Origin of the sequence: Buchnera aphidicola (Meitanaphis flavogallis) (assembly GCA_039830035.1) — a bacterium.
Classification (GTDB): Bacteria; Pseudomonadota; Gammaproteobacteria; order Enterobacterales; family Enterobacteriaceae; genus Buchnera_B; species Buchnera_B aphidicola_AZ.
The window spans coordinates 505,293-528,976 of the sequence record CP140038.1 but is presented as its reverse complement, the minus strand read 5'-3'; the positions used below and the strand labels follow the sequence as shown (position 1 = coordinate 528,976).

At 29.0% G+C, this 23,684-nt stretch carries 27 protein-coding genes, 2 tRNA genes, 2 rRNA genes and 1 other RNA gene; 24 read left to right on the top strand and 8 right to left on the bottom strand.

Annotation, left to right across the window (positions count from 1 at the left end; translation table 11 throughout):
* Nucleotide 1: 1 nt before the first annotated feature.
* The 15 genes from rplE to rplQ all read left to right on the top strand — a co-directional run bounded on the left by rplE (nt 2) and on the right by rplQ (nt 7,850).
* Nucleotides 2-541 carry a 50S ribosomal protein L5 gene (gene rplE / locus U0T59_02340; protein XBC43253.1) on the top strand — a complete coding sequence of 180 codons (540 nt, stop codon included), beginning with the start codon at nt 2-4 and terminating at the stop codon, nt 539-541.
* Between the two features lie 15 nt (nt 542-556).
* Nucleotides 557-862 (top strand): 30S ribosomal protein S14, encoded by a 306-nt coding sequence (gene rpsN / locus U0T59_02335; protein XBC43252.1) that lies wholly within the window; start codon nt 557-559, stop codon nt 860-862.
* 30 nt (nt 863-892) lie between these two features.
* Nucleotides 893-1,288, top strand: coding sequence for a 30S ribosomal protein S8 (rpsH, locus tag U0T59_02330; protein XBC43251.1), 396 nt, complete (start codon nt 893-895; stop codon nt 1,286-1,288).
* A gap of 12 nt (nt 1,289-1,300) precedes the next feature.
* Nucleotides 1,301-1,837 (top strand): 50S ribosomal protein L6, encoded by a 537-nt coding sequence (gene rplF, locus U0T59_02325; GenBank protein XBC43250.1) that lies wholly within the window; start codon nt 1,301-1,303, stop codon nt 1,835-1,837.
* Nucleotides 1,838-1,841: 4 nt separating this feature from the next.
* The gene (gene rplR / locus U0T59_02320) at nt 1,842-2,204 is read left to right on the top strand and encodes a 50S ribosomal protein L18 (protein XBC43589.1); all 363 of its coding nucleotides are present in this window, start codon (nt 1,842-1,844) and stop codon (nt 2,202-2,204) included.
* Nucleotides 2,205-2,223: 19 nt separating this feature from the next.
* The gene (rpsE, locus tag U0T59_02315) at nt 2,224-2,724 is read left to right on the top strand and encodes a 30S ribosomal protein S5 (GenBank protein ID XBC43588.1); all 501 of its coding nucleotides are present in this window, start codon (nt 2,224-2,226) and stop codon (nt 2,722-2,724) included.
* A gap of 4 nt (nt 2,725-2,728) precedes the next feature.
* Nucleotides 2,729-2,920: a 50S ribosomal protein L30 gene (rpmD, locus tag U0T59_02310; protein XBC43249.1), complete on the top strand. Its 192-nt coding sequence runs from the start codon at nt 2,729-2,731 to the stop codon at nt 2,918-2,920.
* Nucleotides 2,921-2,931: 11 nt separating this feature from the next.
* Nucleotides 2,932-3,366, top strand: a complete 435-nt coding sequence (rplO, locus tag U0T59_02305) for a 50S ribosomal protein L15 (protein XBC43248.1) — start codon at nt 2,932-2,934, stop codon at nt 3,364-3,366.
* 14 nt (nt 3,367-3,380) lie between these two features.
* Nucleotides 3,381-4,706: a preprotein translocase subunit SecY gene (gene secY, locus U0T59_02300; GenBank protein XBC43247.1), complete on the top strand. Its 1,326-nt coding sequence runs from the start codon at nt 3,381-3,383 to the stop codon at nt 4,704-4,706.
* A gap of 36 nt (nt 4,707-4,742) precedes the next feature.
* Entirely contained in the window at nt 4,743-4,859 is a 117-nt protein-coding gene (gene rpmJ / locus U0T59_02295) for a 50S ribosomal protein L36 (GenBank protein XBC43246.1), read from the top strand.
* Nucleotides 4,860-4,978: 119 nt separating this feature from the next.
* Complete coding sequence (gene rpsM / locus U0T59_02290) at nt 4,979-5,335, top strand: 30S ribosomal protein S13 (GenBank protein XBC43245.1); 357 nt, start codon at nt 4,979-4,981, stop codon at nt 5,333-5,335.
* A 17-nt stretch (nt 5,336-5,352) separates the two neighbouring features.
* Nucleotides 5,353-5,745 carry a 30S ribosomal protein S11 gene (gene rpsK, locus U0T59_02285; protein XBC43244.1) on the top strand — a complete coding sequence of 131 codons (393 nt, stop codon included), beginning with the start codon at nt 5,353-5,355 and terminating at the stop codon, nt 5,743-5,745.
* A gap of 27 nt (nt 5,746-5,772) precedes the next feature.
* Nucleotides 5,773-6,393, top strand: a complete 621-nt coding sequence (gene rpsD / locus U0T59_02280; protein ID XBC43243.1) for a 30S ribosomal protein S4 — start codon at nt 5,773-5,775, stop codon at nt 6,391-6,393.
* A gap of 29 nt (nt 6,394-6,422) precedes the next feature.
* Nucleotides 6,423-7,412: a DNA-directed RNA polymerase subunit alpha gene (gene rpoA / locus U0T59_02275; protein XBC43242.1), complete on the top strand. Its 990-nt coding sequence runs from the start codon at nt 6,423-6,425 to the stop codon at nt 7,410-7,412.
* 45 nt (nt 7,413-7,457) lie between these two features.
* A complete protein-coding gene (gene rplQ / locus U0T59_02270; protein ID XBC43241.1) occupies nt 7,458-7,850 on the top strand; it encodes a 50S ribosomal protein L17 in 393 nt (130 codons plus the stop codon).
* A 545-nt stretch (nt 7,851-8,395) separates the two neighbouring features.
* Here the strand turns inward: rplQ and fmt are convergent.
* On the bottom strand, nt 8,396-9,358 hold the full coding sequence (gene fmt / locus U0T59_02265) for a methionyl-tRNA formyltransferase (protein ID XBC43587.1): 963 nt from the start codon (nt 9,356-9,358) through the stop codon (nt 8,396-8,398).
* A 2-nt stretch (nt 9,359-9,360) separates the two neighbouring features.
* Nucleotides 9,361-9,867, bottom strand: a complete 507-nt coding sequence (def, locus tag U0T59_02260; protein XBC43240.1) for a peptide deformylase — start codon at nt 9,865-9,867, stop codon at nt 9,361-9,363.
* A 161-nt stretch (nt 9,868-10,028) separates the two neighbouring features.
* Here def and U0T59_02255 point away from each other — a divergent pair, with 161 nt between their 5' ends.
* The 6 genes from U0T59_02255 (at nt 10,029) to cspE (ending at nt 15,442) form a co-directional block, all read left to right on the top strand.
* On the top strand, nt 10,029-10,592 hold the full coding sequence (locus tag U0T59_02255; GenBank protein XBC43586.1) for a Sua5/YciO/YrdC/YwlC family protein: 564 nt from the start codon (nt 10,029-10,031) through the stop codon (nt 10,590-10,592).
* Nucleotides 10,585-11,412 (top strand): shikimate dehydrogenase, encoded by an 828-nt coding sequence (aroE, locus tag U0T59_02250; protein ID XBC43239.1) that lies wholly within the window; start codon nt 10,585-10,587, stop codon nt 11,410-11,412. Before U0T59_02255 ends, aroE begins: the two co-directional genes overlap by 8 nt.
* A 153-nt stretch (nt 11,413-11,565) precedes the next feature.
* Nucleotides 11,566-11,638, top strand: a tRNA-Glu gene (locus U0T59_02245).
* A 173-nt stretch (nt 11,639-11,811) separates the two neighbouring features.
* Nucleotides 11,812-14,740 (top strand): 23S ribosomal RNA (locus U0T59_02240).
* A 107-nt stretch (nt 14,741-14,847) separates the two neighbouring features.
* A 5S ribosomal RNA gene (rrf, locus tag U0T59_02235) occupies nt 14,848-14,963 on the top strand.
* 269 nt (nt 14,964-15,232) lie between these two features.
* On the top strand, nt 15,233-15,442 hold the full coding sequence (gene cspE / locus U0T59_02230) for a transcription antiterminator/RNA stability regulator CspE (protein XBC43238.1): 210 nt from the start codon (nt 15,233-15,235) through the stop codon (nt 15,440-15,442).
* Nucleotides 15,443-15,592: 150 nt separating this feature from the next.
* On the opposite strand, the gene ybeD is transcribed toward cspE, so the two are convergent.
* Nucleotides 15,593-15,856, bottom strand: coding sequence for a DUF493 family protein YbeD (ybeD, locus tag U0T59_02225; GenBank protein ID XBC43237.1), 264 nt, complete (start codon nt 15,854-15,856; stop codon nt 15,593-15,595).
* Between the two features lie 434 nt (nt 15,857-16,290).
* Between ybeD and cysS the strand changes: the two genes are divergently transcribed.
* Nucleotides 16,291-17,694 (top strand): cysteine--tRNA ligase, encoded by a 1,404-nt coding sequence (gene cysS, locus U0T59_02220; protein XBC43236.1) that lies wholly within the window; start codon nt 16,291-16,293, stop codon nt 17,692-17,694.
* Nucleotides 17,695-17,741: 47 nt separating this feature from the next.
* Here cysS and folD read toward each other — a convergent pair whose 3' ends face one another.
* Entirely contained in the window at nt 17,742-18,599 is an 858-nt protein-coding gene (gene folD / locus U0T59_02215) for a bifunctional methylenetetrahydrofolate dehydrogenase/methenyltetrahydrofolate cyclohydrolase FolD (GenBank protein ID XBC43235.1), read from the bottom strand.
* Between the two features lie 190 nt (nt 18,600-18,789).
* Here folD and U0T59_02210 point away from each other — a divergent pair.
* Nucleotides 18,790-18,863 (top strand) — tRNA-Arg (locus tag U0T59_02210).
* Between the two features lie 48 nt (nt 18,864-18,911).
* On the opposite strand, the gene U0T59_02205 is transcribed toward U0T59_02210, so the two are convergent.
* The 4 genes from U0T59_02205 to dnaX all read right to left on the bottom strand — a co-directional run bounded on the left by U0T59_02205 (nt 18,912) and on the right by dnaX (nt 23,388).
* On the bottom strand, nt 18,912-19,550 hold the full coding sequence (locus U0T59_02205; GenBank protein XBC43234.1) for a nucleoside monophosphate kinase: 639 nt from the start codon (nt 19,548-19,550) through the stop codon (nt 18,912-18,914).
* Between the two features lie 88 nt (nt 19,551-19,638).
* Nucleotides 19,639-21,516, bottom strand: a complete 1,878-nt coding sequence (htpG, locus tag U0T59_02200; GenBank protein ID XBC43233.1) for a molecular chaperone HtpG — start codon at nt 21,514-21,516, stop codon at nt 19,639-19,641.
* Nucleotides 21,517-21,749: 233 nt separating this feature from the next.
* The gene (locus U0T59_02195) at nt 21,750-22,082 is read right to left on the bottom strand and encodes a YbaB/EbfC family nucleoid-associated protein (protein ID XBC43232.1); all 333 of its coding nucleotides are present in this window, start codon (nt 22,080-22,082) and stop codon (nt 21,750-21,752) included.
* A gap of 184 nt (nt 22,083-22,266) precedes the next feature.
* Complete coding sequence (gene dnaX / locus U0T59_02190) at nt 22,267-23,388, bottom strand: DNA polymerase III subunit gamma/tau (GenBank protein ID XBC43231.1); 1,122 nt, start codon at nt 23,386-23,388, stop codon at nt 22,267-22,269.
* A gap of 171 nt (nt 23,389-23,559) precedes the next feature.
* Here dnaX and ffs point away from each other — a divergent pair.
* An RNA gene (ffs, locus tag U0T59_02185) (signal recognition particle sRNA small type) lies at nt 23,560-23,656 on the top strand.
* The last annotated feature ends 28 nt before the right edge of the window (nt 23,657-23,684 follow it).

The window sequence follows — 23,684 nt, the reverse complement described above, 5'->3', positions numbered from 1 at the left end:
AGTGTCATTTTTACGTAACTATTATCAAACCGAAATATTAAAAAAGTTGATGAGCGAGTTCAATTATTCTTCTGTTATGCAAGTTCCTAAAATAGATAAAATCACTTTGAACATTGGAGTAGGATTAGCATCAGTAGATAAAAAGCATCTTGAAAACGCTATTTCTGATTTAACTAAAATATCTGGTCAAAAACCATTAGTTACTAAAGCACGTAAATCAGTTTCTAGTTTTAAAATTCGTAAAGGATATCCTATTGGTTGTAAAGTTACTTTACGTGGAAAAAAGAAATGGGATTTTTTAGAACGATTGATTGTTATAGCAATACCTAGAATTCGTGATTTTCGAGGTTTATCTGAAAAGTCTTTTGATGGAAGAGGGAATTACAGCATTGGAATTCGTGAACAAATAATTTTTCCTGAAATCGATTACGATAAAATAGATCGTATTAGAGGTATCAATGTTACTATTACTACTACTGCAATGTCTAATAAAGAAGGTCGTGCGTTATTATCTTCTTTTAATTTTCCATTTTGTAAATGAGGTAAAATTATAACAATGGCTAAACAATCAATGAAAGCACGTGAAGTTAAACGTATTAAATTGGCTAACAAGTTTTTTGTAAAAAGAAACCGTCTTAAAGCTATTATATCTGATATAACTATTTCTAAGGAAAATCGTTGGAATGCTGTATTGAAGTTACAGGGATTTCCTCGGGATTCTAGTCCTATTCGTCAACGTAATCGTTGTCGTCAAACTGGACGTCCGCATGCTTTTTTGAGAAAATTTGGATTAAGTCGAATAAAGGTACGAGAAGCAGCTATGAAAGGTGAAATTCCTGGATTGAAAAAAGCTAGCTGGTAAAATTATTAATGTTTTTTCGGAGTAACATGTATGACTATGCAAGATCCTATAGCAGATATGTTGACTAGAATTCGTAACAGTCAATTAGCTAATAAAATATCAGTGATTATGCCTTCTTCAAAATTAAAAGTAGCTATTAGTATGGTTTTAAAAGAAGAAGGATATATTATAAATTATGCAATAAAAAATTGCGTTAATAAGCTACAATTAAAATTGATATTAAAATATTTCAATGGAAAACCTGTAATTGAAGCTGTTAAGAGAATTAGTTCTCCTAGTTTACGAATATATAATAGAAAAAATAGATTACCAAAAGTTATGGACGGACTTGGTATAGCTATAATTTCTACTTCAAAAGGGGTGATGACTGATAAATCAGCGCGTCGAATTGGTCTGGGTGGTGAAGTTATTTGTCATGTAGCTTAATTGGAGAAGAACATGTCTCGTGTAGCAAAAAAAGCCATTGTTGTTCCTTTTGATGTTTCTGTTACGTTAGTAGGACATACTATTACTGTTGAAAGAGCTAATAATACTCTTAGTTGTACTATTAACAATAGTGTATTAGTTACTTGTATTAGTAATCGTTTAACTTTTAAGAGCAGGATTAATTCTTCTAAAGGTTGGGCGCAAGCAGGAACGTCTAGATCATTGGTTAATTCGATGATTTTGGGTGTAACAATAGGGTTTTTTAAAAAATTACAATTATTAGGTGTAGGTTATAGAATTTCTGTAGTAGGTACTAATGTTTTGCATATGTTTTTGGGTTATTCTCATGTAATAAAATATTTAGTTCCAAAAGGTATTACTGTAGAGTGTTTATCTCCATCAGAGATAATTGTTAAGGGCGCTAATAAGCAATTGGTAGGTCAAGTAGCAGCTGATATACGGTCCAATAGAGTACCAGAACCATATAAAGGTAAAGGTATTCGTTATAGTGATGAAGTTGTTCGCATAAAAGAGGCTAAAAAGAAATAATATGATGTTGCCAGTTAATAAAAGAAAAGCTCGCATTCGTAGGGCAACTAAGATGCGGTGTAAATTTAAGGAATTACAATCTATTCGTTTGATTGTTCATCGTACTTCTAGACATATTTATGCTCAAATTATTTCTCCTAGGAGTTCTTTAGTTTTAGCAGTTGCTTCTACTTTGGAAAAAAAAATATCACAGTCAATTAAGTATACAGGAAATGTGGAAGCTGCTGTTGCTGTTGGTAATGTTATTGCAAAACGAGCTTTAAAAAGTGGAATTAAGAATGTTTCTTTTGATCGTTCTGGTTTTCAATATCATGGTCGAGTTAAGGCTTTAGCTGATGCTGCGAGAAAAGCAGGATTAGAATTTTAGGAAAAATAATATGATGGCAATGCATACAGATAAAAAAAATAGTTTAGATTTAAAAGAAAAGTTAATATCAGTAAATCGTGTTTCAAAAACAGTAAAAGGTGGTCGAATTTTTTCATTTACAGCTTTAACAGTAGTAGGTAATGGTAATGGAAGAGTAGGATTTGGATATGGAAAGGCTCGTGAAGTTCCTGCTGCAATTCAAAAAGCTATGGAAAAAGCGCGTCGAAACATGATTAATGTTGCTTTAAATAAAAACACATTACATCATTCTATTGTTGGATCTTACACTGGTTCGAATATATTTATGAAACCAGCATCAGAAGGAACTGGGATTATTGCTGGTGGTGCTATGAGATCAGTATTGGAGGTGGCGGGTATTTATGATGTATTAGCAAAAACTTATGGATCAACTAATCCTATTAATGTAGTACGAGCTACTATAGCTTGTTTAGAAAAAATGAAATCTCCAAAAATGATAGCAGCTAAACGTAATAAATCAATTAGAGATGTTTTGGTATAATATTATGATTAAATATATTAGTGTTACTCAAATAAAAAGTGCAATAGGACGATTACCAAAACATAAAGCAACTTTGATTGGATTGGGATTGCGTCGTATAGGTCATACAGTAAAACTTCAAGATACACCTTCTATTCGAGGAATGATTCAAAAAATATCTTATATGTTAAAAATTAATTCAATTGTTGCTAAATAGGAATAATTAGAATGTATCTAAATAATTTATCTCCGGCAATCGGTTCTTATAGAATGCGCAAAAGAAAGGGTAGAGGAATTGGATCTGGATTGGGAAAAACAGCAGGAAGAGGACATAAGGGTCAAAAATCTCGTTCTGGAGGAAAAATAAATAGAGGGTTTGAAGGAGGTCAAACTCCTTTATATAGGCGTATTCCAAAGTATGGATTTGTTTCTTTAAAAAATAAAAATAAAATTGAAGTTAGGTTATCAGAATTATTAAGATTTTCTAATAAAGTTATTGATTTGAATTTATTGAAACAATTTAATGTAATTAACAAACATGTAAAATTTGTTAAGATAATTTTATCTGGAAATGTCACTTCGCCATTAACTATTCGTGGATTACATGTTACACAAGGAGTACGCAATATGATTGAATTTTCTGGTGGAAAAATTCAAAAATAATAAGTAGAGGTATTATGACAGAAAAAATATTTAAAAGAAAATCTCCAATCGTTGGTACTAAATTTAGTGAATTGAAAAGAAGAATTTTTTTTGTATTTATTTCTTTAATAATTTTTAGAATAGGATCATTTATTCCTATTCCTGGAATTGATACTGCAGTTTTATCACAATTATTACAACATCATCAAGGCACTCTTATAGAAATGTTTAATATGTTTTCAGGCGGATCTTTAAGTAGAGCTTCAATTTTTGCATTAGGTATTATGCCTTTTATATCGGCTTCTATTATTATACAAATGCTTACATTAGTATATCCGAAATTTATAGAAATAAAAAAAAATGGAGAGGAAGGGCGTCAAAAAATTAATGTATATATAAAATATACTACTTTAATGTTAGCTGGATTACAAGCTATTGGAGTTTCTATAAGTTTACCAAATATATCTGGTGTTAACAATTTAGTTATTAATCCTAATATGTGTTTTTATTGTATTTCTGTTATTAGTTTAGTAACAGGTACAATGTTTTTAATGTGGTTAGGAGAATTAATTACTGACAAAGGTATTGGAAATGGTATTTCAATAATAATATTTTCAGGTATTGTCTCTGGTTTGCCGTCTGCTATTGGGCATACATTAGCCAAAGTTCAACAAGGTAGTTTACATTTTTTTTTATTGTTTGGAATAATCTTAATTGTGTTTTTAGTGATATTTTTTGTAGTATTTTTTGAAAGGAGTCATAGAAAAATTAATATTAATTATGCCAAAAATTACCAAAAACGTCGAATTTATTCTGAAAAAAACACTCATCTTCCTTTAAAGTTAAATATGGCAGGTGTTATTCCAGCTATTTTTACGTCTAGTATTATATTATTTCCTATTTCTATAGTATCTTGGTTTGGTGGAGGCTACAATTGGAAATGGTTAATAACTCTTTCTTTTTATTTGCAACCAACTCAACCATTATATATATTTTTTTACATGGTAACTATTGTTTTCTTTTGTTTTTTTTATACTAAATTAGTTTTTAATTCTCGTGAAACAGCAGATCATTTAAAAAAATCCGGAGCTTTTATTTCTGGAATTAGACCTGGTATGCAAACAGCTAAATATATTAATAAAGTTATGTTGAGGTTAACGTTAATTGGCTCTATTTATATGATGTTTATTTGTCTTATACCAGAATTTATGCGTATATCTATGGATGTTCCGTTTTATTTTGGTGGTACGTCATTATTAATTGTAGTAGTAGTTATTATAGATTTTATTTCTCAAATACAAACACACATTATGTCAACTCAATATGAATCTGTGTTAAAAAAATCTAATTTAAATATTTAAAGTGAGTTGTAAATATTTGCATGATAGGTATTTATTATGAAAGTTCGTGCTTCAGTAGGAAAGTTATGCAGAAATTGTAAAATTGTTCGTAGATCTAATGTGGTTTATATCATTTGCAGTATAGATCCTAAGCATAAACAACGTCAGGGATAAACATCCTATAAAATTTATGTGTTATAGAGTATATTTTTTGGATATTATTTTTAATTTTTAAAGTTTTATTTTGTTAATGAGAATGTGTTAGTTTGATTGATGAATTTGTGGAGGTTTTGATGGCACGTATAGCAGGTATTAATATTCCTGATAATAAGCATATTATTATTGCATTAATGAGTATATATGGAATAGGAAAAAAGCGATCTAAATTAATTTGTTCTTTAACAGGCATATCTGAATCTATTAAAACGCGGAATTTAACTGAAAGTCAAGTAGAACTATTAAGAAATGAAATATCTAAGTTCATTGTTGAAGGTGACTTGCGTAGAGAAGTGAATTTAAATATAAAACGTTTAGTAGACTTAGGTTGTTATCGCGGATTGCGTCATCGAAAAAATCTTCCAGTTCGAGGACAAAGAACAAAGACTAATGCTCGTACTAGAAAAGGTGCTCGTAAATTAGTTAAAAAATAATATTAAGGTTGACGATTATGGCAGCAAAAGATCTTGTTCGTGTTAAAAAACGTATTAAGCAACAAATATTAGATGGTATAGCGCATATTCATGCTTCTTTCAATAATACTATTGTATCTATTAGTGATCGACAAGGAAATGTTTTAGGGTGGGCAACTTCAGGAGGATCTGGATTTAGAGGATCTAGAAAATCTACTCCTTTTGCAGCTCAAGTAGCTGCTGAGCGTTGTTCAGAAATGGTAAAGGATTATGGTATTAAAAACTTAGAAGTAGTTGTAAAAGGTCCAGGACCTGGTCGAGAATCAACTATTAGAGCATTAAATTCTGCTGGTTTTCGTATTACTAATATTACTGATGTTACTCCTATTCCTCATAATGGTTGTCGCCCACCTAAAAAGAGACGAGTATAAGTTATTTTTTAAATTAGGAAATAAAAGATGGCAAAGTATCTAGGTCCAAAATTAAAGTTATCTCGTAGAGAAGGAACGGATTTATTTTTAAAATCTGGAATGAGGTCACTTGATTCTAAATGTAAATTAGAACAACTTCCAGGTCAACATGGTTCTAAAAGATCTCGTTTATCAGATTATGGTATTCAATTACGGGAAAAACAAAAAGTCCGTCGTTTATATGGTGTTTTAGAATCTCAGTTTCGAAATTACTATAAACGTTCTGTAAGATTAAAAGGAAATACGGGAGAAAAGTTATTAGTGTTATTAGAAAGTCGTTTGGATAATGTAGTTTATAGAATGGGATTTGGAACTACGCGTTCTGAAGCTCGTCAATTAGTATGTCATAAATCAATTTTAGTTAATAAAAAAATAGTAAATATTCCTTCTTATCAAGTTTATCCTGGTTGTTCTGTTAGCATTCGTGAAAAATCACAAAAACAAACTCGCATAAGAGCAGCTTTAGAGTTAGTAGAACAACGTGAAAAACCATCTTGGATAGAAGTTAACGCGTCTAAAATGGAGGGTATATTTAAACGAATACCCGAGCGTTCCGATTTATCTGCAGAAATTAATGAACATTTAATTATTGAACTTTATTCTAAATAAAAGTATTAATTTGGCTATAAGGAGAAATAATGCAAAGTTTTGTGAATGAGTTCCTAAAGCCGAGATTAGTAGGTATTGAACATATTAGTGTAACACATGCTAAAATCACTCTTGAACCGCTAGAACGTGGTTTTGGTCACACGCTTGGAAATGCTTTGCGTCGAATTTTATTGTCTTCTATGCCTGGTTGTGCAGTAACAGAAGTAGAAATTGAAGGAATACTACATGAATATAGCACTAAGGAAGGGATTAAAGAAGATATTATTGAAATTTTACTTAATTTAAAAGGATTAGCAGTAAAATTGTATGGAAAGGATCAAGTGATACTTACTTTAAATAAGTCTGGTGTAGGTATAGTAAAAGCATCTGATATTAATCATAGCAGTGATGTGGAAATTGTAAATCCTGAACATGTTATTTGTAATTTAACATATGAAAATGTATCAATTATTATGAGAATCAAAGTAGAAAGAGGTAGAGGATATGTTACTGCATCTTCTAGAATGAATTTAATAGATAGAGAACATTCTATAGGAAAATTATTGGTAGATGCATGTTATAGCCCAATAGAACGTATTGTATATAATGTAGAAGCTGCTAGGGTAGCACAGAGGACTGATTTAGATAAACTAGTAATAGAAATGAAGACTAATGGTACTATTGATCCTGAAGAAGCTATTCGGAGAGCTGCTACTATTTTATCAGATCAGTTAGAAGCATTTGTAGATTTGCGAGATATTCGTGAACCAGAAGTTAAAGAGGAAAAACCAGAATTTGAGCCAATTTTGCTTCGTTCAGTTGATGACTTAGAATTAACTGTAAGATCTGCAAATTGTTTAAAAGCAGAATTGATACATTATATTGGAGATTTGGTTCAAAAAACAGAAGTCGAATTGCTTAAAACTCCTAATTTAGGAAAAAAATCTTTAACTGAAATTAAAGATGTATTAGCGGCGAGAAATTTATCTTTAGGAATGCGTTTAGATAATTGGCCTCCTATAAGTATCTTGGATGATTAATTGGAATGATATTTTTTGGTTTTGTATTTAAAGGTTATATTTTTTATGAGACATAGAAAAATTGGTCGAAAATTTAATAGAAGTAGTACTCATGTAAGATTGATGCTAAACAATATGGTATGTGCATTATTAAATCATGAAGTAATAAAAACAACAGTATCTAAAGCCAAAGAATTACGACGTATAGTAGAACCTTTAATAACTCGATCTAAAATTGATTCTATTGCTAATAGACGCCTTGTATTTTCTAAAATTCGAGATAATAATGTAGTTACAAAGTTATTTTTAGATTTAGGTCCACATTTTTTAAATAGGCCAGGGGGATATACTAGAGTATTAAAATGTGGTTATCGTGTAGGTGATAAAGCACCTATGGCATATATTCAACTAATAAATAGACTAACAAAGAATGTAGAATTATCCAAGAAAATAAAATAGTGCATGTTTCACATGATATTGTATATTGGAACAAGAATTATTTATTTTTTAATGACAAACGGCGCGATATGCCGTTTGTGTTTGTGAATGAATAAAAATTAGTATTTAATTTTATAAATATTAATAAGATATTATATAATGCGCATGTGTTTAGATATCTATATATGTTTGTATTGTAAATAATAATATTCCATAATCGTGTGTTTGGAATATATGCAATAGTATAATATATTTATATGATATGTTAATATATTTTGTCCTAGATAAATTTGTATAAAAAACTCTCTAATTTTAATTAAAATTAGAGAGTTTTTTATACAAATTTTAATAAAAATTTCATATTAATTACTAGTTTTTGTTTAAATTTTAATAAATAGTATAGTTATATTAGCAATGTATTTTAGTAATATTATTATTTTCATTATTTTGCATATTAATTATGAAACTATAATTTAAAATTATAGTATATTAATTAGTTAGAGGTAATAGTTCTTTATTAGCTCTAATATAATTATAAGATAATTTATGTTTAGTTTTTTTTATATTTAAATTAATCGTGTATTAGGAGCAAACCAATGGTGTTTAGAATTATTTAGATCATATGCATTTATTATTTTTTTTCCAGGGAGTTGAATTCGTGTAATGTTGAGTATATTTTTTTTAGTTTGTATTTGTAATCCATTTTTGTTTATTAATATAATTTCTCCTGCGCAGTATAGATTTATATTTTTTTGTATAATAACATTAGCTTGCCATACTTTAATATGTTCTTTTTTTATTTTAAAGAAACTTATTGGCCATGGATTGAAAGCTCTTATACATTGTTCTAATATTTTTGCGTCTTTAAGCCAATTTAATTGTGCATCTTGCTTTTTTATTTTATAAGAATAAGTTGTTAATTTACTTTGAATAATAGCATTATATTGTCTTAGTTCTATTTTTTGTAGTATAAGTAATATCGCTTGACATCCTATTTTACTTAATTTATTTTGTAAGCTTTGACTGGTGTCAAATTTTTCTATTTTACAGGATATTGAATATAATATTTTTCCAGTATCAATTCCTTCATCCATTTTTATAATAGTTATTCCAGTTATTAAATCTCCATGTAAAATTGCTGATTGTATTGGTGCTGCGCCTCTCCATCTAGGAAGTAATGAAGCATGGATGTTAATACATCCTATTGAGAATATATTTAATATGTTTTTTGGAATGATTAAACCGTACGAAACAACTATCATTAAATTAGCATGAAGTTTATATAATTGATCATGTATCGTAGAATCGTTGAAATTTTCTGGCTGAAAAACTGAGATGTTATATTTTTTAGCTATTTGTTTTACTGGAGATTCAATTATTTTTTTACCACGTCCGGAAGGTCGATCTGGTTGTGTAATTACTCCAACAATTTTATATTTATAATCAATTAATTGTTTTAGATGTTGTGACGAAAAGTTTGAGGTTCCTGAAAAAACAATTTTTAATTTTTTTTTTAGAAAAGAAAGTATTATTAAAAGTCATAATTTTTATTATTTTTTAGAATTTGTGTTTGAATTTTAATTTTTTCAATATCAGACAAGTAGTCTATGAGTAATTTTCCGACTAAATGATCTATTTCATGTTGAATACAAATAGCTAGAAGCGAAGTTGCTTCTATTGTAATTTTTTTTCCGAAGTAATTTAAAGCAGTTACAACAATGGCTGATGATCTAGGTATTATGGCTTGGTAACTGGGGATAGATAAGCATTTTTCTTCTATACTTGTATTACCACTTTTTTTAATTATTTTAGGATTTATTAATACTAGTGGTTTTTTTAATTTTGTAATATTACTAATTACTATAATTTGTAATGGAATATTTACTTGAGTAGCAGCGAGTCCAATTCCATTTTTAAAATACATCGTTTCAAACATGTCGTTAATAGTTTTTTGAATTGATGGATTAATTTTTATAATTGGTTTTGCAATCGTTCGAAGTCGATTATTTGGATATTTTAAAATTTTCAGAATAGACATAATTATTTTAAATATTTTTATTTTAATTTAATCTTACTTTGTATTATAAACAATTTTTTTTGAATTAAAAGTAATAATTCTAAAATAGTATGGATTGTTTTAAATGTATTTTTTTATTAAAATTTTTAGTAATAGGTTTATTAATTTTGAAACAAAATATGATGGTAAATAGTTCGTCATTATTAGAATGTATAAAGAGATTAAAAAATGGTGATGTTATAGCTTATCCAACAGAATCAGTTTTCGGATTAGGATGTGATCCAAATAATCAGGATGCAGTAGAAAAATTACTTCAATTAAAAAATAGAAAGTGGAGTAAAGGATTTATATTGGTTGCGTCTTGTTATAGTCAAATTCAATTATATATTTCTGAATATAAATTGTCTTTTTATCATAAAAGTATAATGTCAAATAGTTGGCCTGGACCTATTACTTTTTTAGTACCAGCAAGGTCTTCCGTACCATGTTGGTTAACTGGAAGATCTAAATTTTTAGCAGTTCGTATTAGTTCGCATATTTCTATTCGAAAATTGTGCAATACGTTTGGAAAAGCCATAATATCTACTAGTGCTAATCGCTCTGGTTTAGTACCATGCAAAACATATGAAGAAGTTATAGAACAATTCGGAAAAAATTTTCCAATTTTTTACGGAACATTAGGTAATAACATTCGTCCTTCTAAAATTATAAATCTTATGAATGGGAAATTAATACGTCGTGCTTAAAAAACATTCGAGTGAATTTTCAGTTTTTGGAAATCCTATTAATAACACAAAATCGCCTTATATCCATTGGTTATTTTCTAAACAAACCGGAGTATTTCATAGTTATGATCATACATTAGTTCCATTAGGTAAATTTAGAGAATTTATAACTCATTTTTTTTTGTTTAAAGGTATTGGAGCTAATGTAACTATTCCATTTAAAGAAGAAGCATTTTTGATGTCAGATGAATTAACTAATCATGCTGAATCTTCGAAATCAGTTAATACTTTAAAAAAATTTTCAAATGGTAGAATTTTGGGGGATAATACTGATGGCAAAGGTATTTTATATGATTTACAGCGTTTAAAATTTATCAAAAAGAATGATAATATTTTAGTAATAGGTGCTGGAGGTGCTGCTCGTGGAGTAATTTTTTCGTTATTATCTTATGGTTGTAATGTTTTTGTTGTAAACAGAACTATAAATCGTGCAATAAAATTAGTAAATGATTTCAAAAAGTTTGGATCTATTTTTACAATTTCAAATAAAAGTATAAAACACAGTTCATTTCATTTGATAATTAATGCTACTTCAAATGTACAAATGAATAGTTATTGGAATTCTATTGTTCATTTAATGGATAAAAAAGTTTATTTTTATGATATTAATTATTCCGAAAATATATATACTCCCTTTTTATCTTGGTGCATAAATTTCGGTGCGCTTATGTTTTCTGATGGGTTAGGAATGTTAGTAAGTCAGGCTGCATATTCTTTTTATTTGTGGCATGGTATTTTTCCAGAAATTGATTCAGTTATTTTTCAATTACGAAAATGTTAGTTCTAAATACTTTTTTATTAACAAATTATTTTATCAAAATTAAAAATTTGCAAAAAACTCTTGACTCTTTTTTTTCGTTATGTAACATAGATATACATAGAACATAAAATTTAAATTATTATATTAGTTTAATATTTTATTTTTCAATTACGAGTCTCCTTCGTCTAGAGGATTAGGACACTGCCCTTTCACGGCGGTAACAGGGGTTCGAATCCCCTAGGGGACAGTTGTAAAATATTAAAATTATTTGTATACTATACAATTTTAATATGTTATCCTTAATTTTATTTGTACGATGTTTGTAAATATTTTATATTAAATAGTAAGTTAAGCTCTTTAAAAATTCGGACGCAAGAAAATTTATATTAAACGATAAAAATAGACATCTGTGGGTTGTAAGGTTAAGCATAAAAGCGTATATGGTGGATGCCTTGGCAGTCAGAGGCGAAGAAGGACGTGTTAATCTGCGAAAAGTATCGGTAAGTTGATATGACACGTTATCAGCCGGTAATGTCCGAATGGGGAAACCCGACACTATTAAAACAGTGTCATTGTTAATTGAATTCATAGATTAACAAAGCAAACCGGGGGAACTGAAACATCTAAGTACCTCGAGGAAAAGAAATCAAATGAGATTCCCTAAGTAGTGGCGAGCGAAAAGGGAAAAGCCTAGAACATAATTATATAATATCTCTTAGTAGAATTATTTGGAAAAATATACAATATAAGGTGATAGTCCTGTATACGAAAATTGTTATTATATAAGTTCGAGAAGTAGGGCGGGACACGAGAAATCCTGTCTGAATATAGGGGGACCATCCTCTAAGGCTAAATACTCCTGACTGACCGATAGTGAACTAGTACCGTGAGGGAAAGGCGAAAAGAACCCCGGTTAGGGGAGTGAAATAGAACCTGAAACCGTATACGTACAAGCAGTAGGAGCCTTGTTTTTTAAAAGGTGACTGCGTACCTTTTGTATAATGGGTCAGCGACTTGTATTCTGTAGCAAGGTTAACCGATTTAAATAGGGGAGCCGTAGGGAAACCGAGTCCTAAATAGGCGATTTTAGTTTCAGGATACAGACCCGAAACCCGGTGATCTAGCCATGGGCAGGTTGAAGGTTAGGTAAAACTAACTGGAGGACCGAACCGACTGATGTTGAAAAATCAGCGGATGACTTATGGTTAGGGGTGAAAGGCCAATCAAACCGGGAGATAGCTGGTTCTCCCCGAAAGCTATTTAGGTAGCGCCTCGTGAATTCATCTTCGGGGGTAGAGCACTGTTTCGGTTAGGGGGCCATCCCGGCTTACCAATCCGATGCAAACTCCGAATACCGTAGAATGTTATCACGGGAGACACACAGCGGGTGCTAACGTTCGTTGTGGAAAGGGAAACAACCCAGACCGCCAGCTAAGGTCCCAAAATCATAGTTAAGTGGGAAACGATGTGGGAAGGCATAAACAGCCAGGATGTTGGCTTAGAAGCAGCCATCATTTAAAGAAAGCGTAATAGCTCACTGGTCGAGTCAGCCTGCGCGGAAGATGTAACGGGGCTAAATTATGTACCGAAGCTGCGGCAGTAAAGTTATATATTTATTGGGTAGGGGAGCGTTCTGTAAGCCGATGAAGATATGCTGTAAAGTATATTGGAGGTATCAGAAGTGCGAATGCTGACATGAGTAACGATAAAATAGGTGAAAAACCTATTCGCCGAAATACCAAGGTTTCCTGTCCAACGGTAATCGAGGCAGGGTAAGCCGACCCCTAAGGTGAGGCCGAAAGGCGTAATCGATGGATAACAGGTTAATATTCCTGTGCTTAGTATTATTGTGAAGGGGGGACGAAGAAGGTTAAGTTAACCAGGCGACGGTTGTCCTGGCTTAAGCGTGTAGGTATGAAAATTAGGCAAATCCGGTTTTCTTTAATCTGAGGCGTAATGACGAACTGCTATATTGTAGTGAAGTAACTGATACCATGCTTCCAAGAAAAGCCTCTAAACTATAAAATAATATTAAATCGTACCCAAAACCGACACAGGTGGTTAAGTAGAGCATACTAAGGCGCTTGAGAGAACTCGGGTGAAGGAACTAGGCAAAATAGTGCCGTAACTTCGGGAGAAGGCACACTGATATTAGGTGTATAAAATTTACTTTTATAAGCTGAAATCAGTCTAAGATAATAGCTGGCTGCAACTGTTTATTAAAAACACAGCACTGTGCAAACACGAAAGTGGAAGTATACGGTGTGACGCCTGCCCGGTGCCGGAAGGTTAATCGAAGGAGTAAAGGGAAACCTAAAGCTCTAGACTGAAGCCCCGGTAAACGGCGGCCGTAACTATAACGGTCCTAAGGTAGCGAAATTCCTTGTCGGGTAAGTTCCGACCTGCACGAATGGCGTAATGATGGCCAGGCTGTCTCCACCCGAGACTCAGTGAAATTGAAATTGCTGTGAAGATGCAGTATACCCGCGGCAAGACGGAAAGACCCCGTGAACCTTTACTATAGCTTGATACTGAATATTAATTTTTAATGTGTAGGATAGGTGGGAGACTATGAATTTTAGACGCTAGTTTAAGTGGAGTCGACCTTGAAATACCACCCTTTAATAGTTAATCTTCTAATCTAATACCGTCATCCGGTATAGAGACAGTGTCTGGTGGGTAGTTTGACTGGGGCGGTCTCCTCCTAAAGAGTAACGGAGGAGTACAAAGATTGGCTAATTACGGTTGGACATCGTAAGGTTAGTGCAAAGGCATAAGCCAGTTTAACTGCGAGCGTGATAACGCAAGCAGATGCGAAAGCAGGTCTTAGTGATCCGGTGGTTTCTGTATGGAAAGGCCATCGCTCAACAAATAAAAGGTACTCCGGGGATAACAGGCTGATACCGCCCAAGAGTTCATATCGACGGCGGTGTTTGGCACCTCGATGTCGGCTCATCACATCCTGGGGCTGAAGCAGGTCCCAAGGGTATGGCTGTTCGCCATTTAAAGTGGTACGCGAGCTGGGTTTAGAACGTCGTGAGACAGTTCGGTCCCTATCTGCCGTGGGCGTAGGAAGATTGAGGAGATCTACTTCTAGTACGAGAGGACCGAAGTGGACGCATCTCTGGTGTTCGGGTTGTCATGCCAATGGCATTGCCCGGTAGCTACATGCGGAAAAGATAAGTGCTGAAAGCATATAAGCACGAAACTTGCTCCAAGATTAGTCTTCCCTGAAACATGTTAATGTTGACTGAAGGGACGTTGAAGATTACGACGTTGATAGGCTGGGTGTGTAAGCATAGTAATATGTTGAGCTAACCAGTACTAATGACCCGAGAGGCTTAATCTTACAACACCAGAGATGTTTAAATAATCTTTTAATATATAATTTTTTCTTGTAATCCGATTTTGATTATTTAAATATCAATATATTCAATATTCAAATATTTTAAACAACCTGGTAAAAATAGTGTTATGGTACCACCTGAAACCATGTCGAACTCAGAAGTGAAACATTTCAACGCCGATGGTAGTACAGGGATTCCCTGTGTGAGAGTAGGAAATTGCCAGGTTGTAAAAAATCCGAATTGTTTCGGATTTTTTTTTATATATAATTTTGAAATCAATATAAAATAGTATTATATTGTATAATATTACAATATTAAAAAGTAGATTAGTATTTATCTGAAATAGATAATACTTTATCTATTTACTTTAGTTTAATATTTTTATTTTTTGTACTAATAATGTTTTATTAAAGTTAAAAATAAAAATAATCAATCATCGTTGTACTAGCTTGTTACTTAAGTTTAGTGTATATTTTCATTTGAAGGTAATATAGATGTCTAAGATTAAAGGTAATGTGAAGTGGTTTAATGAATCTAAAGGGTTTGGTTTCATTACTCCCGAAGATGGAAGCAAAGATGTTTTCGTTCATTTTTCAGCTATCCAGAGCAACGGATTTAAAACTTTATCAGAAGGTCAAAGTGTTGAATTCGAAATTACCGAAGGAGCAAAAGGGCCATCAGCGGCTAATGTTATTAGTTTATAATATTTGTTAAGATTTTTATAGATATTTTAAATTTTGTAATGCAGCTTATTGCTGCATTACATATTTTAATATTTACAAAAAATGCAGGTTTTTTATTTTTTTAATATAAAATTTTTTATTTTATGGAAACATATTGTTTTAAAATTGTATTTATAGTACCATTCGAACTATGTTAATATTACTTAGTTCATGATATAAGCTTTCTATTTGTTCAAAACTACTAGCAAAAATTGTAATAGAAACAGATAGATAATTTCCTTTATTGCTAGATTTTATTTGTGGAGTATAATCACCTGGCAATCTACATTGAATTACTTTTACTATTTGATCGATCAGTTCAGGTTGAGCTAATCCAATTACTTTATAAGTAAATAAACAAGGAAATTGTAACATTTTTTCAAGTTTATTTTTCATATCCGTTCCTATATTTAGATTTTGTAATATTTTATTTTACTAATAGATAGTAGACAATTTCTATTTTTAGAAACAGTTATATTTATAGTTTATTACTTTATTAGCATTGTTACTATTTTGAAGATAAAAATAATGTATATATTAGTGAAAAATTAGTTTATAACTATTTTAGTTATTCTTATAGCTATAAAACATTACATTAATGTAATATTAAATGATAAATTTTATATATTAAATAATATAGATGAATAGGTTTTTGTGTATACAATAATTTTTTAAAAAATGCATAATATTTTATTTTTTAATAATGTTTTAGTTTTTTAATTGTTTTATCATATTACTTTAAAATCCGTAATATTATAGCATGGATGTTTTAATATAAACATTAATTATATATACATAATGTAATTTTTTCATTTTAAAAGATAATTATCATGTTGAATATATTTAACTCTTTTACTCGGAAATATGAAACGTTAAAATTTAATTTAAATAAAAAAATTAGTATGTACGTATGTGGTGTGACTACATATGATTTTTGTCATGTTGGTCACGGTCGAACTTTTGTATTTTTTGATGTAGTGTCACGTTATTTACGTTATTGTGGTTATGATTTGCAGTATGTACGCAATATTACAGATATTGATGATAAAATTATTTTTCAATCTATGAAAAATAATGAAACTATTTTAGATTTATCTAATCGTATGATTAATCAAATGAATAAAGATTTTTTAGACTTAAATATTATTTGTCCAGATTATGAACCTCGTGCTACAGAGAATATAGATATTATTATTAAATTCATTTCACAATTATTAAAGCATGACTATGCATATATATCACATAATGGCGATGTAATATTTTCTATTGATAGATGTCCAAGTTATGGATTACTTTCCCATCAATGTATAAATAAATTAAAAGTTGGAGCGCGTATATCTAAGAATATGAACAAGCGTAATCCACTAGATTTTGTTTTATGGAAAATTGTAAAAGAAAATGAAATGTGTTTTTGGAATTCTCCATGGGGTATAGGACGTCCTGGATGGCATATTGAATGTTCGTCTATGAGTACATCTATTTTTAAAGATAGAATTGATATTCATGGTGGAGGAAAGGATTTATTGTTTCCTCACCATGAAAATGAATTTGCGCAATCAAGTTGTATTAATAGAGAATTTTCCGTAGGTCATTGGATGCACACTGAATTAGTTATTACTAAAAATCAAAAAATGTCTAAATCTTTAGGAAATGCTTTTCTTTTAAAAGATCTTTTAACTCAATATGACTCGGAGAGTATTCGTGTTTTTCTACTATCAACGCATTATCGTCATCCTTTGCATTTTTGCGAAAAAAATTTAAATAAATCCAATCGATTATTACAAAAGTTATATTTATCTTTAAGAAATATTGATTTTTCTATATCATGTAATATAGATTATTATTTATTTAAAGTAGAATTTCATGCGGCGTTAGATAATGATTTTAATACTCCTAGTGCTTTATCTATATTATCCAAAATATCTCACAAAATAAATGTTTTAAAGTTAAGTTATCATAACAATGATAATAAAATTTTAATGTTAGCTAATGAATTGAGGGAGTTAGGTAGTGTTTTGGGTATTTTATTAAAAGATCCTGAGGATTTTTTAAAAAAAATTAATCAATTTTGTCCTGATGAAATAAATAACATTAATTTTTTAATAAAAGAGCGAGAAGGGGCGCGAAAAAGAAAAAACTGGATTAAATCGGATAAAATAAGAAGACATTTATTAAGTTTAGGTGTTGTTGTAGAAGATTCAAAATGTAATACTTTTTGGAGGAAAGTAAAATAATTTTTTGATAACAAGTAGTATAAGTTTTCAGATTTTTATTTAACATTTTAGATTGAACTATATTCTATACAAGCTTTTAAAGTGTTTTGCAGTAATGTTGCTACAGTCATAGGTCCAACTCCTCCTGGAACAGGGGTTATATATGATGCGTTTAAAATAGCTGATTCGAAATCTACATCTCCTACTATTGTGCCATTTCTAAGTCTATTAATTCCTACATCGATTATTATCGCTCCTGGTTTAATCCATTTTCCTTGTAGAAACTTTTCTTGTCCTATTGCAATGACTATTAAGTCTGCTTGTTTAACAAAGTGTTTAAGATTTTTTGTAAATCTATGAGTAATTGTAGTAGTACAACCAGATAATAATAGTTCTAAATTCATTGGTCTACCTACTGTATTAGAAGCTCCTATTATAACAGCATGCAGACCTTTTATATTAATTTTATAATATTTTAACATTGTAATTATCCCTAGTGGAGTACAAGGGCGTAATCGGGGAATTTTTTGGCATAAACAACCTATGTTGTAAGGATGAAATCCATCTACATCTTTATTGGGATTAATTTTGTTAAATACATTTTTAATATTAATATGTTTAGGGATAGGTAATTGTACTAAAATTCCATCAATATTGGGGTCGTTATTTAAAATTTTTATTAGATTAATTATTTTATTTTCTTGAACATTTTCAGAAAAGTGCCATATTTTTGAAAAAAATCCTGCTTTTTTACAAGCTATATTTTTTTTATCAACATAAATTTTTGATGCCATATGGTATCCTATTAATATTACTGCTAGTCCTGGTGGTCTTTTTCCTTCTTTTGTTCTTTGATTTACTTTTTTTTGTATTTTTTTTTGTATTTTATTGGAGATTTTTTGTCCGTTTAGAATTTTTTTAAACATTAAATGAACTCGATTTAGTTTTTTTACTTATTTTTTTTAGAAATAAAAAAAAGTGTTCTGTTAATAAAATTAATGGTATATAATATTATTATAAGGTATACATTTAAATATGAACATATTTTATTTTTTTAATAATTAATTTTTTTCTAAAAATTAGTAATTGCGTTTGTTGTAATTTCTAGTAAAAATTGCGCTCTTAGCTCAGTTGGATAGAGCAACGGCCTTCTAAGCCGTAGGTCATAGGTTCAAATCCTATAGAGCGCAAGAAAGTATTATGTAAGATGTATAAATTATTTTTATAAAAAAATATTATTAATCTAAAATATTTTTAATTTCTTCATTAATTTCCGATATAGTTTTAGTCCCATCTATAGTATAAAATTTAATTTTTTTTATAATTGAGTTATTATTAAAGTAATTTATAAGAGGTATTGTAAATTTTTTATATTCTTCTAATCTTGTATTAATAATCAATTCATTGTCGTCATATCTATGAACTACATTTTTATAGTTTTTGTTTTTGAGATGTGGATTTTTTTCTTCTATATTACTATCTGTTGTTTTTAAAATTGAGTTATTTCTTCTTTTTTGAATGCGTTTTAGAATCATTTCATTTGGTATTTTTAATTCAAAGATGTAATTAATAAGTATTTTTTCTTTTTTAATTATTTGTGCTTGAGATATGGTTCGTGGAAACCCGTCAAGCACGAATCCTAAATCACAATTTATTTGGGAAATATTGTTTTTTACTAATTGTGTGACTATATTATCTGAAATTAACTTTCCATTATGAATGGTATTTTTAATTTTTTTGCTTATTAAAGTGTTATTTTGTATCAATTTTCTTAGTATTTCTCCAGTTGATATGATTGGAATACGATATCGTTTTGCGATGAATGTAGCTTGTGTTCCTTTGCCTGATCCTGGTGCTCCAAGTAAAACAATACGCATTTTTATGCCTTTAGAGTTTAAAAATTTGTTTTATTGTTAATAATTAATATAAATAAATTTTATATAGTGTGTATTTTTGTTTTAGTTATTAATTGCAATTTATTAAAAAATTATTTATTCTAGTTATAAATTTACTAGGGTTTTCTAAAGTATTTTTTTCCGCAAGAAGCGATTGATCAAATAATATTTTTATCCAGTTTTTCATTTTTTCTTCGTTTTGTTCTTTATTGATTTTTTGAATTAATGCATGTTTTGGATTGATTTCGAAAATATATTTTATTTTAGGAACAGATTGTCCTGCAGCAGAAAAAAGTTTTGCCATTTGAGTAGTCATATCATGAGAATCTGTAATAACCATGGCAGGAGTGTGTGTTAACTTATAAGTGAATCTTACATCTTTTATTTTATCTTTTAGTATATTTCTTATTTTATCTAATAGAGATTCCATGTTGGAATGTAAATTTTTTTGCAATTCATCGGAATTTTCGTTTAGTTTTTCAATAGATTCATCGTGTTTACTAATTGATTGAAATAACTTTCCATCAAATTCAGTTAAATAATTCATCATCCATTCATCAATTTTGTCAACAAGTAATAATACGTCGATGTTTTTTCGTTTAAAAAATTCTAAGTGAGGACTATTTATAGCTGAAGAATAGCTATCTGCTGTAATAAAATAAATCTTTTCTTGCTTTTTATTCATGTTATCAATGTAATTTTGCAAGGAAATCATATTTTCCGAAGAATTTTGTTTCATGGAATGAAATCGTAAAATATTAGCAATTATCTCGCGATTTTTAGGGTCTTCAGCAGGACCTTCTTTTAATATTAAACCGAATTGGGACCAAAACAATTTATAAGAATCAACATTTTTAGAAAGATCATGTAGTAGTTTTAGTACTCTTTTTGTTAGTGTTGTTTTCAATTTTGAAATAATTGTATGATTTTGTAATATTTCTCGAGAAACATTTAATGGTAAATTGTCTGAATCAATGATTCCTTTTACAAATCGTAAATAGTTGGGTAAAAATTGTTCTGCATTATCCATAATGTATATGCGTTTTACATATAGTTTTAAACCATGTTTATTGTCTTTATTCCAGATATCCCAAGCTGATTTTGAAGGAATAAATAGTAAAATTGTATATTCCTGAATACCTTCTACTTTGTTATGAGTCCATGTAATTGGATCATCAGAATCGTTAGTAAGTTGTTTATAAAAATTTTTGTATTCCTCATCTGTTATGTCAGATTTTTTTAAAGTCCATAATGCTTTTGCTTGATTTATTTGTTCCCATTTACTAATTTTTGTTTTTTCATCGTATACATTAATTTCTATTGGAACAGAAATGTGATTGGAATATTTATTGATAATGTTTTTTATATTCCATAGTTCTAAGAAACAAGTGTCTTGTGGTTTTAAATATAAAGTTATTTTTGTTCCCCTGTGTTTTTTATTAATTTTGCTAACTTCGTATTTTCCTTTTCCTTCAGATTCCCATAATACACCTTCACTTTCATTTAAACCACCAAATCTACTTTTTACTGTTATTTTTTTAGATACAATGAATGCTGAATAGAATCCTACTCCAAATTGTCCAATAAAATTATTTTTTTCTTGAACAGATTTTTCACAAGATTTTAAAAATAGCTTTGTTCCAGATTTTGCTATCGTTCCTAGATTATCAATTATTTCTTGATATGTCATTCCTATTCCATTATCACTAATTATTAGACTATTATTTTTTTTATCCATGTATAGTCTAATATGTAATTTTGTGTCTTTTTCGTATAGTTCTGGTGAAGATATAGATTTAAATTTTAATTTATCAATAGCATCTGATGCATTAGAAATGAGTTCTCTTAAAAATATTTCTTTATTAGAATATAGAGAATGAATCATTAAATGTAGTATTTTGTTAGTTTCTGATTGAAATTCATGTATTTCTTTTTTGTTTGCATTCATAAAAAATCTCTTGATAAGTACGAATAATATTTTTTTAATGTAACTTATGTTAAGTTTAAATACTGTAGTAGATATGTATGTTATAGAAATTATAATAAAAAGTCATTTTGTTGCTAATAATAAGGTATTTTAACTTTGGGTTAATCGTATAAGTTTGGTGTTTTAGCCTACTTTGAAATTCTATATCGTAATTTATGATATAATAAAAATATGAATTTATATAATGTATATTTTTAAAAAGTAATATTTAATTCGTTTAAAAATGGTATATCTGACGAAATAGAAGACATTTTTTGTTTTTGTAATTCTGATATGCGTCTTACTGCGTCATTAAAAGCTGCTACTATCAAATCTTCTAATACATCTTTTTCATGTTGTACTATGAGTGTTGAGTCTATTTCTATTCTTTTACAATTATTTGCACCAACTAATGTTACTTTTACAATTCCTGCTCCAGACTCTCCAGTGACTTCTATAGTAGATACTTCTTTTTGTATCTGTGCTACTTTTTTTTGTATTTCTTTTGCTTGTTTTGTTAAGCCATTTAGTCCGTTTTTAGAAAACATTTTTTAATTTCCTATTATGATATAACTATCAAGAATATTTAATGTTAACAACTAATATTATTATATGTAGTATATGCTGTATATTTAATAGTTTTATAAAGTAAAATTAATATTTATATAAAATTTTGTAATGGAAAGATAATTATTATTATATTAATTAATATTTTAAAATCTTTTATTGGTTTCAAATTATATCAATATTTATTGGAGTAGTATTAAGATTCAATGCGCGTAATAAAATCATTTCTGCTCCAATGTTCAAATTAGGGGCCATATTTAGTTCTTTTCTGCCTTTTAATATAGTTTGATAATATAATTGGATATCGACGTATTTAGATTTTTTTGAAATATAATATATTTTTTTATTTTCTATTTCGTCTTCGCAAAATAAATAACTTTTACTTATTTGTGGAAACACTTTAAATATAGCTATTTGATATAATAATTTAAGAATTTCTACTAATATACATTCCCAGTTTACGTCAATTGTATGAATATACTCTAATGATGACAATATTTTTTTAGAATCTTTTTTTAGTAATGCTAAAGTTATATTTAGTATTTGATTACTGTCTAATCTTCCTAACATATTTTGTACAATTTTAGTTGAGACTTTTTCATTTCCCATAGAAATTGCTTGTTCTGTTAAATTTAATGCATCTCTCAAACTACCTTTAGATTCTACAGATAGTAGTTTTATTGCTTCATATTCAAAAAATATATTTTCTTTGGATAGTATGTACTTAATTTGGTTTACAATGGCAATTGTACTAATAGACTTTAATTGAAAATGTAAACAACGCGATAAAATGGTTTTTGGTACTTTTTCTAAATTAGTTGTTGCTAGAATAAATTTTACATGTTTTGGTGGTTCTTCAATTATTTTTAAGAGAGCATTAAAGCTATGTTTTGATAACATATGAATTTCATCTATCAAATAAATTTTAAATCTACCTTTTGTTGGTAGGTAATTAACATTATTTAATAGTTCTTTCATATCTTCTATTTTAGTTCGTGATGCTGCATCTACTTCAAATAAGTCAATGAATTTTCCTGTTTCAATGTCCTTACAATTTGAACATATTCTACATGGGATGTGTGTCACTCCTGTTTCGCAACTTAAACTTTTAGCTAGTAATCTAGAAATCGTAGTTTTTCCAGTTCCGCGAGTACCGTAAAATAACCATGTATGATGTACGCGTCCTAATTTTAATCCATTGCATATAGCAGTAATGATATATTTTTGTTCGATAACATCATTAAATTTTTGAGGTCTCCATTTATTAGCTAGAATTTGATAATTCATTATTACAATTTTAATCTAAATAGAATTAATAATATTAACATATATTATATTTATAAAAAAGATTTTTAGAAAAGAATAGTTTTAGTTAGTCATGACAAAATATTCATTTTTTTATAAAAAAATTGTTTGTTATTAATGAAAATTCATATATAATTGTTTTAGAGAGTTCTCTGTTAGTATCCTAGTACTGTAGTCTTAAAAAACTGGTCAGGACTGGAAAGTAGCAGCCATATTAAGTAATACAGGTACTATGTTATTGCTAACAGAGATTCTGATTGAATTAAATTTCATAGTTT